The sequence below is a fragment of the Pragia fontium genome, from assembly GCF_900638655.1.
Lineage (GTDB): Bacteria > Pseudomonadota > Gammaproteobacteria > Enterobacterales > Enterobacteriaceae > Pragia > Pragia fontium.
The window spans coordinates 2,639,343-2,656,390 of sequence record NZ_LR134531.1; the positions used below are offsets into that span (position 1 = coordinate 2,639,343).

14 protein-coding genes are annotated in these 17,048 nt (G+C 49.5%); all 14 read right to left on the reverse strand.

Features of this window, described 5'->3' with window-relative positions:
* Nucleotide 1 precedes the first annotated feature (1 nt).
* Complete coding sequence (locus EL341_RS11330; protein ID WP_126467822.1) at nt 2–1,042, reverse strand: LacI family DNA-binding transcriptional regulator; 1,041 nt, start codon at nt 1,040–1,042, stop codon at nt 2–4.
* A 146-nt stretch (nt 1,043–1,188) separates the two neighbouring features.
* Nucleotides 1,189–2,595 carry an MFS transporter gene (locus EL341_RS11335; RefSeq protein WP_047781456.1) on the reverse strand — a complete coding sequence of 469 codons (1,407 nt, stop codon included), beginning with the start codon at nt 2,593–2,595 and terminating at the stop codon, nt 1,189–1,191.
* A 246-nt stretch (nt 2,596–2,841) separates the two neighbouring features.
* Nucleotides 2,842–3,309, reverse strand: coding sequence for a methyltransferase family protein (locus tag EL341_RS11340; protein WP_164720461.1), 468 nt, complete (start codon nt 3,307–3,309; stop codon nt 2,842–2,844).
* Between the two features lie 45 nt (nt 3,310–3,354).
* On the reverse strand, nt 3,355–4,677 hold the full coding sequence (gene menF / locus EL341_RS11345; RefSeq protein WP_126467824.1) for an isochorismate synthase MenF: 1,323 nt from the start codon (nt 4,675–4,677) through the stop codon (nt 3,355–3,357).
* 415 nt (nt 4,678–5,092) lie between these two features.
* On the reverse strand, nt 5,093–6,547 hold the full coding sequence (nuoN, locus tag EL341_RS11350; RefSeq protein ID WP_047781458.1) for an NADH-quinone oxidoreductase subunit NuoN: 1,455 nt from the start codon (nt 6,545–6,547) through the stop codon (nt 5,093–5,095).
* Between the two features lie 6 nt (nt 6,548–6,553).
* Entirely contained in the window at nt 6,554–8,086 is a 1,533-nt protein-coding gene (gene nuoM, locus EL341_RS11355) for an NADH-quinone oxidoreductase subunit M (protein ID WP_126467826.1), read from the reverse strand.
* 71 nt (nt 8,087–8,157) lie between these two features.
* Complete coding sequence (gene nuoL, locus EL341_RS11360) at nt 8,158–10,002, reverse strand: NADH-quinone oxidoreductase subunit L (protein WP_074822682.1); 1,845 nt, start codon at nt 10,000–10,002, stop codon at nt 8,158–8,160.
* Entirely contained in the window at nt 9,999–10,301 is a 303-nt protein-coding gene (gene nuoK, locus EL341_RS11365) for an NADH-quinone oxidoreductase subunit NuoK (RefSeq protein ID WP_047781461.1), read from the reverse strand. The genes nuoL and nuoK overlap by 4 nt, the downstream gene beginning before the upstream one ends.
* Nucleotides 10,298–10,828, reverse strand: a complete 531-nt coding sequence (gene nuoJ / locus EL341_RS11370; RefSeq protein ID WP_047781462.1) for an NADH-quinone oxidoreductase subunit J — start codon at nt 10,826–10,828, stop codon at nt 10,298–10,300. Before nuoJ ends, nuoK begins: the two co-directional genes overlap by 4 nt.
* Before the next feature lie 11 nt (nt 10,829–10,839).
* Nucleotides 10,840–11,382: an NADH-quinone oxidoreductase subunit NuoI gene (nuoI, locus tag EL341_RS11375; RefSeq protein WP_047781463.1), complete on the reverse strand. Its 543-nt coding sequence runs from the start codon at nt 11,380–11,382 to the stop codon at nt 10,840–10,842.
* 15 nt (nt 11,383–11,397) lie between these two features.
* Nucleotides 11,398–12,375, reverse strand: a complete 978-nt coding sequence (gene nuoH / locus EL341_RS11380) for an NADH-quinone oxidoreductase subunit NuoH (RefSeq protein WP_047781464.1) — start codon at nt 12,373–12,375, stop codon at nt 11,398–11,400.
* Nucleotides 12,372–15,110, reverse strand: coding sequence for an NADH-quinone oxidoreductase subunit NuoG (gene nuoG, locus EL341_RS11385; RefSeq protein WP_126467828.1), 2,739 nt, complete (start codon nt 15,108–15,110; stop codon nt 12,372–12,374). Before nuoG ends, nuoH begins: the two co-directional genes overlap by 4 nt.
* 86 nt (nt 15,111–15,196) lie before the next feature.
* The gene (gene nuoF / locus EL341_RS11390; RefSeq protein WP_047781466.1) at nt 15,197–16,564 is read right to left on the reverse strand and encodes an NADH-quinone oxidoreductase subunit NuoF; all 1,368 of its coding nucleotides are present in this window, start codon (nt 16,562–16,564) and stop codon (nt 15,197–15,199) included.
* The gene (nuoE, locus tag EL341_RS11395) at nt 16,561–17,046 is read right to left on the reverse strand and encodes an NADH-quinone oxidoreductase subunit NuoE (RefSeq protein ID WP_047781467.1); all 486 of its coding nucleotides are present in this window, start codon (nt 17,044–17,046) and stop codon (nt 16,561–16,563) included. The genes nuoF and nuoE overlap by 4 nt, the downstream gene beginning before the upstream one ends.
* Nucleotides 17,047–17,048 lie beyond the last annotated feature (2 nt).

Sequence of the window (17,048 nt, forward strand, 5' to 3'; positions counted from 1 at the left end):
TTTATCTTTTCAGTTTAACGGAGTGTGCCGGAACTACTGGCGAACACCCACAAGATTCACCAATCTGCAAATCAAAAGCAAACTCACGTAAGTCAGGAGAATTATTCCAGTTTTTCAGCATTTCAATGGCCGCTTTCGCCATTTTACTAACGGGTTGGCGCACGGTGGTTAATGAGGGCACATTAAACTGTGACTCATCCGTCCCGTTAAAACACACCAATGCCAGTTCATCAGGAACTGAAATCCCTTGTTCCGACAGCGCCCGTAAGCAGCCTAGCGCCTGTAGTTCATTGGTCGTAAACAGTGCTCTGGGTAACGTTCCTTTCAGCATCTGCTGCGCAGCCTGATACCCCCCTTCACGGGTATAGGTAGTCGCGAAGATCCATTCTTCTCTAACGGTTAAGCCTGCATGTTGTAATGCTTCACGCCAGCCGCTAATGCGATCCTGAGTGTTTAGCATATCTCGTGGACCACAAATAATGGCAATGTCTTGATAACCATGTTCAATCAAATGAGAGGTGGCCTGAAACGCCGCCGCTTTTTCATCTACCCGAATAGAACTAACGTTCATCTCGGGATCAACCCGATCCAACATAACAAATGGTGTACCGCTGGCCTGAATCAATTCAATGTAAGGGTGACGGTCAACGCTGGTATACAGCAAGCCATCAACCTGTCGAAGTAACAGGTTATTTATTAGTTCCAATTCTCGTTGGCGATCGTCACCGGCATCTCCCAATAACAACACCTGCCCATGCTTAAACGCTTCTTGTTGCAGTGCATGAGCCATAGAAGAGATAAACGGGTTAGAAATATTGGGTACCACCAAACCATAGGTGCGTGTTGTTCCGGAAGCTAACGCCCGCGCAATCCCATTCGGGCGGTAACCGGTTTTTTTAATCGCAGCCAACACGCGTTGCCGGGTTGCCTCTGCAACCGGGCGCGGCCCGTTATTCATCACATAGCTGACGACAGCAACCGATGTTCCTGCTTCACGCGCCACATCAGAACGCGTAACCCGGCGAGAATGTTGATTCAACACTGAATGACTCACTTAATCTACCCAATAAGTATCACGAATACTGGATTATCAAACGGTTATATAGGGTAAAACGCCCTACTGACGAAAAATACCCGGTTCAGGCAGTAACATACCATTTTACCGGGTATTAATCGGTACTCATTGTGTTAAATTGCGTCGTCCGGCAAATTGAGATCGCGTCCGCGCGTTTCTGGCGCAAAGAACGTCGTTACCAGACCAATACCGGCCATAAACATAAAGTAAGCCGCAATAGGCCACCAGTGACCGGTATACGACAACATAGCAGAAGCAATCAACGGAGCCGTACCGCCAGACATAATGGAACCCAGCTCTTTAGCTACTGCCATCTTGGTATAGCGATTGGTCACGCCAAACAGTTCAACGCCCCATGCTGCCTGTACGCCAAAGATACCTAACGATGCCAAGCCCATACCGACAATAATGGTGCCGATAACAATAATAGGCTCACGAGTTTCTAACAGCATAAAGGCCGGGAATGCATACAGCACCAACAGAATACAGAACCAACGATAGGTAATACGACGACCGAAACGATCAGATAACCAGCCCGCCAGTGGGATAATCAAGAAACCAAGCAGCGAAGCAATAAATACCGCCATGGTTGGTACCGATTTATCCACCATCAATACTTTGGCGACATAACCAATAATAAAGCCTTGTGCCAGATAAGAAGGGCCATTCTCACCGATACGTAAACCCACCATAATCCAGAACGCTTTGGTACGTTTCCAGAAGCTACGGGTATCTTTCTCTTCAATATGCTTACGCCCTTCTTCCAACGCCTGACGACGCTGTTGCTCCAGCAGTTCTTTCTGGCGTTCAAATACTGGGGTTTCACGCATATTACGACGAATAAATAGCGCTACCGCAGCAATCAGAATGCTGGAAAGGAACGGAATTCGCCATCCCCAATCCAACAGGGTTTGCTTATCCATCTGTAGCACAATCAGCCAGACCAATGACGCCAGCAATGTCCCACTGTTTGATCCCAGCGCAATAATCGAGGAAACCAAACCGCGCTTCTCAGCTGGCGCATATTCCCCTAGCATCACCGCACCGCCGGATAATTCAGCACCAGCCCCCAAACCTTGCATAAAGCGCAACAGAGCCAGACAGGCTGGCGCCCATAGGCCAATAGCCGCATAGCTTGGAATTAAACCGATTAAGGTGGTTGAAGCCCCCATCAGGGTAATGGTTATCACCATGACCGTCTTCCGGCCTTTGCGATCCCCTAACCAGCCAAAAAACAATGCGCCAATCGGCCGGGCAACAAAGCCAACTGAATAGGTTGCGAAGCTGGAAATCAACGCCACTACCGGCGTGGCATTCGGGAAGAATACATCACCAAAAATAATACCCGCCGCCAGACCATACAAAGCAAAGTCAGCATATTCCATGGTTGTACCAAGCCAACATGAGAATGTGGCTCGCCAGAAATCCTTGCGCCCTTCCTGTGTCGATAGCCTTTCGTCGGCAGCCAGCATTTCTGTTGGTGCCTGAGTGGCTGACTCAGAATGATTTATTATTGTCATTAACGATCCCCTGCATTAATACAGATTAATTACCGGTTTTCCCGGCGATCACTTGGTTAAACCGTGCGGTTCTGATAAACACCAACACTGATAAAAATAGAATGGATCCGTCCACCATTCTGTAAAGTTTATCTACTCGCGTAGATATATCAAATCTACCCGCGTAGATTTTGATGTGATTCACAGAATGCGTTGTTTTTTACTCTGGGAATATGACAAATAGATGAATCAGGAAAAAATATTAGATCACAACCAGCGCCGAACTCGCTTACGGTAAGCCTGATAACGCTCACCAAACACGTCCATCAGGGCTTTCTCTTCAGGAAGAATCTGAAAGCGTGTAATAAACAGCACAAAAAACAGCATGCCCAGCGCGGTCCACGGATTAGCCAAATACAGACAGACGCTCAACAACAGTAAAGCTAACGCTAAATACATCGGATTGCGGGAAAAAGCATATAGCCCATTCACTACCAGAGTACTGGCTGATTGCACTTTAATCGGATTAACCGTGGTCTTCACACGTATAAAAGCCCTCAGGCTGATTAAGCCAATCAAGCCGGAAGCCAGAAAACTTACACCACAAAGTGCCATTAACAAGGTTGTTTGAGGGAAATTGACGGGCAACAGCCAGTTCAATAAAGCAATTAATAATAGGGAGATCATAAAAATGATCGGAGGTGGGATGCGTAGCTCTAAACAGGACAGATTCATGTTGTTCTCCACAATTAACATTTAACGGGAACAGAGATCGGACAATTACTCCCCTTCTCTCTCCAACAACGTTCTAAGCCCAGCCGCTTTATTCTCTATCTCCAGCCATTCTTGCTGTGGATCCGACTCTGCAACGATACCCGCCCCAGCATACAGGTGAATATTGTTACCCTCTATCAGCGCAGAACGCAGAGAAACCGCAAACTCAGTCTGATTTAAAGAAAGATACCCGGCTGAACCGGCATACCAGCCGCGAGTAAAAGGCTCAAACTGCAGAATAAACTGACGGGCCGGTTCGCGAGGTAGTCCTGCAACCGCTGCGGTTGGCTGTAAGCGCTGTAAGCTATCAGCATCATCGATCTTGGCCAAATCAGCATGAATGCAGCGACGTAGATGTTGAACCTTACGCAAACGCACGATCTCCGCAGGCAATACATCAATAACCAAAATACCGCCCTGCAAGCGCTGACAAATATCATCGACTACCAGCAAGTTCTCATGCTGGTTCTTCTTGTCCCGCATCAGCCAATCGCCCAATCGCTTGGCTTCCTGATTATCCGGCGAACTCGCCACGGTTCCCGCCAGCGCTTCCGTCGTCAAACTACGCCCCATGCGTAAGAACAAACATTCTGGAGACGAGCCCAGAAAGGCGGTTTCGCGATCCATACGCATCATAAAATGGAAACAGTGATGATTGACCGCAGCACTGGCGTTCAGAAACGCCGCAGGATTCAAGGGCGCATTGAGGGAAAGTGTGGACTGGCGAGCTAATACCACTTTCTCAAACTGACCTTGGCTAATGGCTTCCAGTGCCTGATCCAATAAATCACACCATCCCTGCTTTTCAGGTTGATGGTGAACCGCATTAATTTTTACATTAAGAGGAGCCAATGGCTCACCGGCGGTTAATAACTTCAGGCTTTGCTGTGCAAGAGCAACATCATCCGCCAGCGATGTTTCACTGTAGAGATTCACCACCAAACGAGCACCGTCGGCATCGCGTAGCATCTCAATACGCGGTAGAAATAACGCGCTTTTTGGCCTATCCGCCGATGGCGCTTCAACCTGATCAAAGGTATTCAGCCCCCAGATACGCATGTTGCCAACGTCATTGCTAATCAGAAATTGACGGGCTGAAGCGGCATCATTAAATCGCACCACTTCACCGCATACTGCGGCCTCTTCTTTATCGTCACGCTGACGCCAGTAGAACTGAGGAAAAATCGGTTGTGCTGCCAGCCAAGGCAGTAATGAAGAGCGTTGTTGAAGCGTTAAAGGAACCGAAATACGTTCCCTTCCTGGTTGCGGGCGAGCAGCCTCTTGCAGGCGCTGATGCAGCAGCTTTACCAGTTCAGACATTTGCTTCACTACAACCTCTCGGGACATAAAACTAAAGAAACGGATTATACGGCGGATTTCGTCGAAAATCAGATAAAAAAACACCTGCCCACATCGAGCGATATTATCAAATTGATGAAGAAAGGTATTAATTGCCAAACGACAGGGGCGATTTACAGGCTACATCCTATAACCTGCCCTTCGGGCCAACACTTCATGTTGTTCAACGCCATTCCTGACGGCGGTGTCCGTGGGGGGGCGTAGGAAATCCAGGCCTGTCGCACTCCACGACTAAGTATTGGTGATTTTCCGACTACGCACGATGATCATATTCATGCTTGTTTTTTACCGCCGGAACGTTCACCACACTTAATAAAAAATTTGTCCACAATATAAAATACCGGCCATATTGGCCGGTATTTTATTATCTGAAAATCAACCAGAATTACATTGGCAATGCGTATTTGGCTAACGCAATCAATGGCTCCGGATACAGACCGAAGAACACCACCGCCAGCGCAGACAATAGCACCACGACACCACCGGCCGTTAATGCCCAATTGCTTGGCGTATCACGGCGCAATTCCTGAGGTGCGTCCAGATACAGACTGACCATAACGCGCAGGTAGTAGTACAAGCCAATCGCACTACCTACCACCACAGTGGCAGTTAACCACCACAGATCGGCGCTGACACCAATGGCGATAATGTAGAACTTACCAATAAAGCCTAATGTCATCGGCACACCGGCCAAAGAAAGCATCATCACGGTTAATACCGCAGACAGAATCGGCTTATGCCAGAACAGACCGCGGTAAGAGAACAGCGACTCAGCATCAGGGCCAGTATACGGACTGGACATCAGGCTAACTACACCAAAGGCACCCAAGCTGGCAAACAGGTAACCTGCCAGATAGACGTTAACCGTTTCAATGGATAGCTGATTACCCTGAACAGCAATCAGTGCCACCAACAGATAACCAAGATGGGCAATAGATGAATAACCCAGCATGCGTTTAATGTTGCTTTGGGTGATAGCCAGAATGTTGCCAAATAAAATTGAACAGAAGGCAATAATCGCCAGCACAGTACGAACGGACTCACTGTCGGCAACCGGTGCGTACATAAACATACGCACTAACGCGCCAAAAATTGCAATTTTACTGGCGGTTGCCAGGAAAGTTGATACCGGCGCAGGCGCGCCTTGATAAACGTCTGGCGTCCATAATTGGAATGGCACTAATGACAGCTTAAAGCCGAAACCAACCAACATCAGACCTAAGCCAATAATCAGCAGCGGTTGATGCAGCGCCTGATCGCCCATCGCCCGACCAAGGTCAGCGAAGGACAAGCCACCGGTTCCGGCATACAGCAGCGCCATACCAAACAGCAGGAAAGACGATGCAGCAGCGGACAGAACCATGTACTTAATGGCCGCTTCCAAAGAACGACGCTGGCGATAGGCATAGCCCACCAGACCAAACAACGGCAGTGAAAGCAGTTCGATACCGATAAACAGCGATGCCAGATGGTTGGCGCTAGCTAATACCACGCCACCCAATGTCGCAATCAGCACCAGTAGATAAAACTCTTCTTTATTATCTGGGTAACCACTCAACCATGGGTAGGCAAAAGTACAGGTAGCCAGACTGGCCAGCAGGACCAGAGCAGTAAAGAAGATGGCAAATCCATCGACTCTTAATAGCGGCGTCACATCCATTGCCGGTTGCTGTCCAACAATGAACAGCGAAAGCAGCGCAACGTTGAGGCCGATAACCGCAATAGTTGCATTAATGAAGTGATCGCGTCGCCACGCAATGGATAGCATCACAACGACCACGGTCAATCCAACGATTAACAGCGGTAACAGAGCAAGCATATGTTGTGCAGTTAGTGTCATGGCGATTTACTTTCCTATAGACATGTCTGGAGATACGGAAGCCGCAGCGTTATACCATTGAGAAATGGTGCTAACCGCTGAATGTGACGTATCCAGAACCGGCTGAGGGTAAACGCCTAACAGTACCAGCAATACCACCAGCAGCAGAACCATCGACAATTCTCGTGCGTTCATACCAGCAATGGGCTTATCGGATTTTGGTGCACCGTAGTAAGCACGCTGCATCATAACCAGTGAGTAAACTGATGCGAATACCAGACCAAAGGTTGCCACAACTGTAATAACCGGAACTACAGGATAGCTACCAAACAGAATCATAAATTCACCAACAAAGTTACCGGTTCCTGGCATACCTAAAGTGGCAACCGCGAAGAACAGCGACAGTGCAGGTAAATAACGGATGCGTTTCCACAAGCCACCCATTTCACGCATATCACGAGTATGCAGGCGCTCATATAACTGACCGCTGATGATAAACAGGCCAGCAGCTGACAGGCCGTGGGCAATCATCTGCACCACTGCGCCTTGATAAGCCAACACGCTGCCGCTATAAATAGCGATCATCACGAAGCCCATATGGGAAATACTGGTGTAGGCAATCAGACGCTTAATATCGGTCTGAACAAATGCCATCCACGCACCGTAGAAAATACCCAGTACGCCCAGCCACATTGCTATTGGCGCAAATGCCTGAGAAGCTTCCGGGAAAAACGGTAGGCTGAAGCGCAGTAAACCATATGCCGCGGTTTTCAACAGCAGACCGGCTAAGTCAACGGAACCCGCAGTTGGTGCCTGACTATGGGCATCCGGTAGCCAACCGTGTAACGGTACAACCGGCATTTTCATCGCAAAAGCGATAAAGAAACCCAACATCAACAGATACTGCACTTCATAAGACATTGGCGTGTTCAGCAAATCTTCATAGTTGAAGGTCATAACGCCAGTGGCTTTAAAGTGAACAAACACCAAACCAATGATGGCAATCAGCATGAACAGGCTACTGGCCTGAGCATAAATAAAGAATTTGGTCGCGGCACCGATACGGGTTTTACCGTCGGATCCTTTATGACCCCACAGGGCAATCAGGAAGTACATCGGAACCAGCATCATCTCCCAGAAGAAGAAGAACAGGAACAGATCCACCGCCAAGAACACGCCCATAACCCCGCCAAGAATCCACAGCAGGTTTAAGTGGAAGAACCCTTGAGAACGCTGACCTTCTGTCCATGAACAGACGATAGCCAGCAAGCCCAGAAAAGCCGTCAAAACAACCATCAGCAATGACAGTCCATCTAATGCCAGATGGATCTGAATGCCAAGGCTTGGGATCCAGTTGATACGGAAAGGTTCAACTAACCACAGATTCTGTGGAGAGGTCACGGTAAATCCGCTGTCCATCCACAAATACAGGGAAAGAACCAACGTTAACCCCATCGTTATCAGCGCAACCCAGCGAGGTACTGCTTTGCCCAAGCGCTCACTCGGCCAGCAAAGAAAACCGCCGATAAAGGGTAAAAGTATTAGCCAAGGTAGTAGCATGGCGTTTTATGTCCTTTATTTGAATAAACTTTATTAGAAAACGTTAAATTTTTCGCGTCTAAGTTATTCAGTTAAACCAACAACAACAGAGCCAATACGACCACTGCACCCAAACCTATTGACGCGGCATACCAGCGCAACAGACCATTCTCACTGACGACCAGCGTACGATTGCATAAGCGAACAAACATCGCGGTCAGATTCATCAGAGAGTTCAGTGGATCGCGTTGCAGCAGTTTGGCCACGGCCAGATAAGGTTTAACAAATACTTTGTCATATAACCAATCAAAGCCCCACGCGTTATACCACCAAGTAGAGAGCAGTTTGCCCGGTCCACTTTGTGCAATGCTGGTCACCAGCTGACGTTTGCCAAGGTACAGCATTGCTGCCAGCAAGATACCTACGATGGCCACGCCGCCGGATACCATCTCCAGAATCAGTTTGCCCTGCTCCGGCCACTCATGAACGGGTAACACACCGTTCAACGGTAGCGCGACAAAGGCACCAATCGCAGTAGACAACACCAGCAGAACCACCAGCGGTAAACTATGAGCAATACCACCAACGGCATGCGCCTTAGTCTTCTCTTCACCGTGGAACACGATAAAGATCATCCGGAAGGTATACAGTGAAGTCAGGAACGCCCCAACCAAACCGGCCAGCATAAGATTAAAGTGACCTGATGCGTAGGCTTCAAACAGGATCTTATCCTTACTAAAGAAGCCAGAAGTCACCATTGGCAGCGCAGACAACGCAGCGCCACCTACCAGGAAGCAGATATAGACCAGTGGAATCTTCTTACGTAATCCACCCATCTTGAAAATATTCTGCTCATGATGACAGGCTAAAATCACCGAACCGGATGACAGGAACAACAGCGCTTTAAAGAACGCATGGGTCATCAGGTGGAAAATTGCCGCATCCCACGCCTGAACGCCCAGAGCCAGGAACATATAGCCCAGTTGACTCATGGTTGAATAGGCCAGTACGCGTTTGATATCAGTCTGTACCAGTGCAGCAAAGCCAGCCAGCAACAGGGTTACACCACCAATCACACCGACCAGATTCAGCACATCAGGCGTCAGCAGGAATAAACCGTTGGTACGCGCAATCAGATAAACACCGGCGGTCACCATGGTTGCGGCGTGAATCAGCGCAGATACCGGAGTTGGACCAGCCATCGCATCCGCCAACCAGGTTTGTAACGGTAACTGAGCCGATTTACCGACCGCACCGCCAACTAACATTAGCGTTGCCCAGTTCAGTGCCGTTGAGCCCACTGCGAATTTCTGCGGAGCCAGTTCCATCATGTCACGAATATTCAACGTACCTAATTCGTGATACAGGATAAACAGGCCAATTGCCAAGAACACGTCACCCACTCGGGTAACGATAAAGGCTTTCATTGCCGCAGCGCCATTGCTTGGGTTGGTATAGTAGAAACCGATAAGCAGATAGCTGCACAGCCCTACCCCTTCCCAGCCCAGATACATCAGCAGCAAGTTATCAGACAGTACCAAAATAACCATACTGGCGATAAACAGGTTGGTGTAGGCGAAGAAACGGGAGTAACCCTCTTCACCGCGCATATACCAAGACGCATACAGGTGAATAAAGAAGCCCACACCAACCACCACGGATAACATGGTGACTGACAGACTATCCAATATTAGCGTTACGCTAATATCAAAATCGCCCACCTTCATCCAAGTCCAAAGCGGCTGATCGACAACGGCAGCGTTATCACCCAGAGAAACAAAATTGAATACTATCCACGCTGTGACTAGCGCCGCCAGACCAATAGAACCCACACCAACAATGGCAGAGGTGTTCTCAGACCAGCGACCTCGCGAGAATGCCAACAGCAAAAAGCCCAGCAGAGGTAGCAGAATAGTTAAAAATAGTAGGTTATTCATCCGCGCATCTCACTGACAGAGTCTATATTCAGGGTTTGACGACGACGATGAAGCTGTAACAACAAAGCAAGACCAATACTGGCCTCTGCCGCTGCCAGGCTGATAACCAGAATGTACATTACCTGTCCATCCGGTTGTTGCCAAAAGCTACCCGCCACTACAAACGCCAACGCTACGGCGTTAATCATGATTTCAAGGCTGATCAACATAAACAACATATTACGGCGAATCAGCAGACCGGTCAGACCCAGCGCAAACAAAATCGCGGCGAGTATCAGACCATGTTCCAATGGGATCATGCTTGTTCCTCCGTCTTGTTGATTGACGCTTCAGCGCTCTTGTTTTCACGACCTAAGTGGTAGGCAACAACAAGACCAGCAAGAAGCAACATCGATGCTAGTTCAACCGCCAGAACATAAGGCCCAAACAGTGCAATACCCACGAGCTTAGCATCCACCATCTCACCGTGAATAGGTTGACCGGCTGCGCTATAAATACCAATACATATGATAACCAACAGAACCAAGCAAAGTGCCGCAGGACCAATCCATACGCTAGGCTTTAACCACTCACGTTCCTGATTATTCACTTTATCGCCAAGATTAAGCATCATCACGACGAAGACGAACAGCACCATAATGGCACCGGCGTAAACGATAATCTCAAGCGCAGCAGCAAAGTAAGCGCCCAGTGAGAAAAACACACCAGAGATCGCTAACAGTGACACAATTAAATAAAGTAATGCGTGTACTGGGTTGGTATGAGTAATTACCCTTAGCGTCGCCAGAACGGCAATCGCCGCTGAAATATAAAATGCAACTTCCACGTTCCGCTCCTTTAGGGTAACAGACCTTTGAGGTCAATGGGTTTAGACTCGTTTTCCGCTTCGCCTTTACCCTTGCCGTCAATCGCCATACCGGACATACGGTAGAAGCTATATTCAGGGTATTTACCCGGACCAGAAATCAGCAGATCTTCTTTTTCGTACACCAAATCCTGACGCTTAAAGTCAGCCATTTCAAAATCTGGCGTTAGCTGAATTGCCGTGGTTGGGCAAGCCTCTTCACACATTCCGCAGAAAATGCAGCGTGAGAAGTTAATACGGAAAAACTCCGGATACCAGCGGCCATCCTGCATCTCGGCTTTTTGCAGCGAGATACAGCCAACCGGACAGGCAACCGCACACAGGTTACAGGCTACACAACGCTCTTCCCCATCAGGATCGCGGGTCAGGACGATGCGGCCACGGTAACGCGGCGGCACATAAATAGGTACATCGGGATACATCCTCGTGTCACGCTTATGGAACGCGTGAAGAAAGATCATCCACAGGCTACGCAGTTGGGTACCAAAGCCAACCACCAACTCTTTTAATGTCATGGTTATCTCTCTCCCTTATTGCGCTCTTAGCAAGATGACGGCTGCAGTGACCAGCAGATTAAGTAACGTTAGCGGCAAACAAACACGCCAGCCGAAGGACATCACCTGGTCATAACGAGGACGCGGTAGCGACGCACGCACCAGAATAAACATCATCATAAAGAACCCGGTTTTCAGCGCAAACCACACAATCGGTGGTAAGAATGGCCCCTGCCAGCCGCCGAAAAACAGCGTCACAATTAAGGCAGAAATGGTCACGATACCGACATATTCACCCACAAAGAACAAACCGAATTTCATACCGGAATATTCAATGTGGTAACCATCGGCCAGTTCCTGTTCAGCTTCTGGCTGGTCAAACGGATGACGGTGACAGACGGCAATACCGGCGATAACAAAGGTCACGAAGCCGAAGAACTGAGGAATAACAAACCAAACGTCGGCCTGTGCTTCAACGATATCGCGCATATTAAAAGAGCCGGTCACCGCAACAATACCCATCAGAGACAAACCCAGGAACACTTCATAACTCAAGGTTTGTGCTGAGGCGCGCATCGCCCCCAACAAAGCGTATTTGTTGTTACTTGACCAGCCAGCAAACAGCACCGCATAGACCGCCAAACCTGCCAGCATAAAGAAGAACAGAATGCCGATATTCAGGTCGGATGCACCCCAGGTTGGGGTGATCGGTACAATAGCAAACGCCAACAGCATCGAGCTGAAAGCAATAATCGGCGCCAGCGTAAAGATCATCTTGTCAGAGAAGTTGGGAACCCAGTCCTCTTTAAAGAACATTTTGATCATATCGGCAACGATTTGCAGTGAACCAAACGGCCCTACGCGGTTCGGTCCATAGCGATCCTGAAACAGAGATAACAAGCGGCGCTCACCGAAACTCATCAGCGCGCCACAGGTTACCACGACCAGCAGGATCACTACGGCTTTACCAACTGAGATTAAAATGTCGGTAACTTCCGGAGTCAGCCAACTCATACTGTTGCCTCCTTCAGATTTTCTACGCGCTCACCAACCAATGCAGGAGAGATACCCGGCAGGCCTAGTGGTAAACCGATTAACCCTTGCTCCAGCGACTCACTGATTTTTACCGGCAGCTTCAGATCGGAGCCTGAACAGCTGAAGGCAATAACCGAACCGGCGCTAACGCTAAGTTTCGCCGCATCCTGAGGATTCAACATGGCATAGGCTTCAGGCATACGCTCTTGAATCACGTCTGAACGCTGAGAGGTCTCATCACTACCAAACAAATGGTAGTAAGGCGCTACACGCCAGCTATTTTCATCACCGGCTTTCGCCTGCACTGCCGCATCAAAGTAAGCGAAAGAAGCGTTGTCAGGTTTCTCAAATAAGCGAATACCCGGATCTCCTGCACGCAGCTTACCACCCACTTCAGACTGGAATTTATTCCAGGCCTGCGGTGAGTTCCAGCCTGGAGCCCAGGCAAATGGAATTTGCTGACGGTTAGCTTCAGGAGCACTGTAGCCTTCCATCGAGTATGAAAACGCTGTGTCGTTATCCTGAGGCTGACGTTTTTCATGTACGCTCACATCAGCCATCATCGCGGTACGACCGCTGTAACGGTGAGGTTCACGGGCAAGTTTCAAGCCTCTAATGCGGAAAGAAGCATCCGGAGCAGCATTCACAATACCGGCTAAATGCGGGAACTCTTCAGCCACTGCGCTGACAACGTGATCCAACAGCGTCCAGTCAAGACGACGGCTGTTATATACGCTATCCAGCGAATGCAGCCAGCGCCAACTTTCCAGAATATAGGTTTTCTTGGTCGGGTCTTTATCGTAGAAAGATGGCTCATAAACCTGGAAGAAGCGCTGAGCACGTCCTTCTTGGTTCACCAACGTCCCATCGCTTTCTGCGAAGCTAGCCGCAGACAGAATCACCGTTGCCTTATCCATTAGCTCAGTACGCTGATGGTCAAGTACGATCAGATTCTCTAATTTAGCCAGTGCGCTATCGATACGGGCTTTAGAGCCGTGACGATAAAGGTCATTTTCCATCACGATCAGGGTATCAGCATCACCGCTTTCGATTTGCGCCAATGCCTCATCAATAGAACTGCCGCCTAACATGGCGACGCCCATACTGTTTGCTTCAGCAGCCACAAAAGTGATGCCAGTTTCCAAACCCTGCTTATTCAGAGCCAGCGCAATATTGGTAGCTGCCTGAATAATCGCGTCGCTGCCAGCACCGCTGCCGGTAACAATCAGTGGTTTCTTCGCACCGGACAGTGCCTGAACGATGATATCCACTTTACCTTTCAATTCGGCCGGTAAATCAGTTGCCGGAGCAGAACCGTCGATGGCGTGTGCAATAGCAAAGCCTAAACGAGCCTGATCTTCAACTGAAGCGCTGTAGTTCCACGCGGCAATATCGTCAAGACGGGTTTTATCTACGTTGGTCACAAACAGCGGATACTTAGCGTGTTGGCCAATGTTCTGTACCGCAGCGATTTGCCAGTCGGCAACGCGCTGGGCAGCCGCCATGGCGCGAGCTTTACCCTTAACTGCCTGACGCAGCGCCAGCGCAATACGTGCGCCGGTTTGCGTGACGTCTTCACCCAGCACCAGCACCGCATCGTAGCTTTCCATATCGCGCAGTGAAGGCGTATGCAAACCGCTGTCACGCAATACTTGCTGCATCAGTTGAACGCGAGCTAATTCGCCAGCTTCCATACCGGTAGAGAAATTCTCTGCGCCAACCAGCTGACGTAACGCATAGTTACTTTCCAGACTGGCACGCGGTGAGCCGATACCAACGATCTTCTTCGCCTGACGCAATACGTCTGCGGTACCCTGCATCGCCTGTTCCGGATTCAGTGCAATCCAGTCCTGACCGCGTAACTGCAGCGGACTACGAGGACGATCTTTCAGGTTGACATAACCGTAGCCGAAACGACCGCGGTCACATAAGAAATAGTGGTTTACCGTACCGTTATAGCGGTTTTCGATACGGCGTAATTCGCCATAGCGTTCACCCGGGCTGGTATTACAGCCGACGCTACACTGCTGACAAACGCTCGGAGCGAACTGCATATCCCATTTACGGTTATAGCGTTCAGAGTGCGTTTTATCAGTGAATACACCGGTCGGACACACTTCAACCAGATTACCTGAGAACTCGCTTTCCAGCGTGCCGTCTTCCGGACGCCCAAAATACACGTTGTCATGGGCACCGTATACGCCAAAGTCTTCACCACCCGCATAATCTTTGTAGTAACGCACGCAGCGATAACAGGCGATACAGCGGTTCATTTCATGGTTAATGAAAGGCCCGAGATCCTGATTGTTATGGGTACGCTTGTTAAAACGATATTTGCGGAAGCTATGACCGGTCATCACGGTCATATCCTGTAAGTGACAGTTTCCGCCCTCCTCACAGACCGGACAGTCGTGAGGATGGTTTACCATTAAGAACTCCACGACGGCTTCGCGGAATTTTTTGGCTTCTTCATCTTCAATAGCAATATAGCTACCGTCAGATGCCGGTGTCATACACGACATAACCAGACGCCCGCGTTTATCATCAGGCCCCTGGAACTGCTTCACCGCACATTGGCGGCAAGCGCCGACGCTACCCAGCGCCGGATGCCAACAAAAGTAAGGAATATCGAGGCCCAGTGAGAGACATGCTTGCAGCAAGTTCTCCGCACCATCAACTTCGTATTCTTCGCCGTCTACATGAATCGTTGCCATAGTCAGCATGCTTCCTGTAGCCCGCAACTGCGGGCATATAACTTTAAAAAATTCGTTCCCGGATCCTGTCGTCTATATGACTAACTTTACCAACGCTGCTTCAGCAGGTTTGGTTGGATCCCGGCGATCGGATTCAGGTTATTAAAGGTTTTCTCTTTAATGCCCGCTTCAAACTCTTCACGGAAATACTTAATCGCGCTCTGTAGCGGCTCAACGGCTCCCGGTGCTAATGCACAGAAAGTATGGCCTGGAGACAGGAAGCGACACAGTTGCTCAAGGGTTTCAACATCCCCCGGCTGGCCCTCTCCCCGCTCTAACGCGGTTAAAATCTTCACGCTCCACGGCAGACCGTCACGGCATGGCGTACACCAACCGCAGGACTCGCGCGCGAAGAACTCCTCAAGGTTGCGGGTCAATCCAACCATACTTATTTTGTCATCGACGGCCATTGCCAACGCAGTACCTAAACGGCTACCCGCTTTGGCAATATTGGCAAAGTCCATCGGTAAATCGAGGTGCGCGTCGGTCAGGAAGTCGGTTCCTGCCCCACCCGGCTGCCAAGCTTTCAGCTTCAGACCGTCCTGCATCCCACCGGCGTAATCTTCCAGCAGCTCACGTGCAGTAATACCAAAAGGCAGTTCCCACAAGCCCGGATTTTTTACCCGGCCGGAGAAGCCCATCAGTTTAGTACCCGCATCTTCACTCTTACCGGCAGACAAACCGCGGTACCAGTCTGGACCGTGCTGTACAATTGACGGCACGTTACACAGGGTTTCCACGTTGTTTACGCAAGTCGGTTTACCCCATGCGCCGGACGTTGCCGGGAATGGAGGCTTAGAGCGAGGATTGGCGCGACGACCTTCCAGTGAGTTAATCAGTGCAGTTTCTTCACCGCAGATATAACGACCGGCGCCGGTATGCACAAACAGCTCAAAATCAAAGCCGCTACCTAGAATATTTTTGCCTAAGAAACCCGCCTGTTTCGCCTCTTCAATGGCACGACGCAGGTTTTCTGCCGCTTCAATATACTCGCCGCGTAAGAAGATATAGCCACGATAAGCTTTCAGAGCAAAACCACCGATAAGCATACCTTCAACCAACAGGTGAGGCAGTTGCTCCATCAGCAGACGGTCTTTATAAGTGCCCGGCTCCATCTCATCCGCATTACACAGAATGTAACGGATATTCATGCTTTCATCTTTCGGCATCAGGCTCCACTTAAGACCAGTGGAGAAGCCCGCACCGCCACGACCGCTTAGGCCAGAATCTTTAACCGTTGCTACCACGTCATCAGGTGCCATCCCTTTAAGGGCTTTCTCTGCACCAACGTAGCCACTCTTACTACGATATTCTTCGAACCACACCGGCTGCTGGTCAGCGCGCAAGCGCCAAGTCAGCGGATGCTGCTCTTCAGTAAGAATACGTTGAGTTCCTAATAATGTTGGCCCGCTCATTGATATTGCTCCAGTAGTTTCTCAATATCTTCCGGCTTCAGATGCTCGTGTGTATCTTCATCGATCATCATGCTTGGTCCTTTATCACAGTTACCTAAACAGCAGGTTGGTAACAGCGTAAAGCGGCCGTCAAACGTCGTTTGACCCGGTTTGATATCCAGTTTTTTCTCAAGAGCAGCCTGAATTCCCTGATATCCATTGATATAGCACACCACGCTATCGCAATAGCGAATCACATGACGGCCAACCGGACGGCGGTAAATCTGGCTATAGAATGTCGCAACCCCTTCAACGTCACTGGCCGGAATGCCTAATACTTCAGCAATAGCGGGAATGGCGCCATCCGGAACCCAACCACGTTTCTTTTGCACTAGCTTCAGTGCTTCGATTGATGCTGCACGCGGATCTTCGTAATGATGTTTCTCGTGCTCAATCGCCTCGAGTTCTTCCGCGCTCAGCGTGAAATTTTCTTTATCGGTCATAA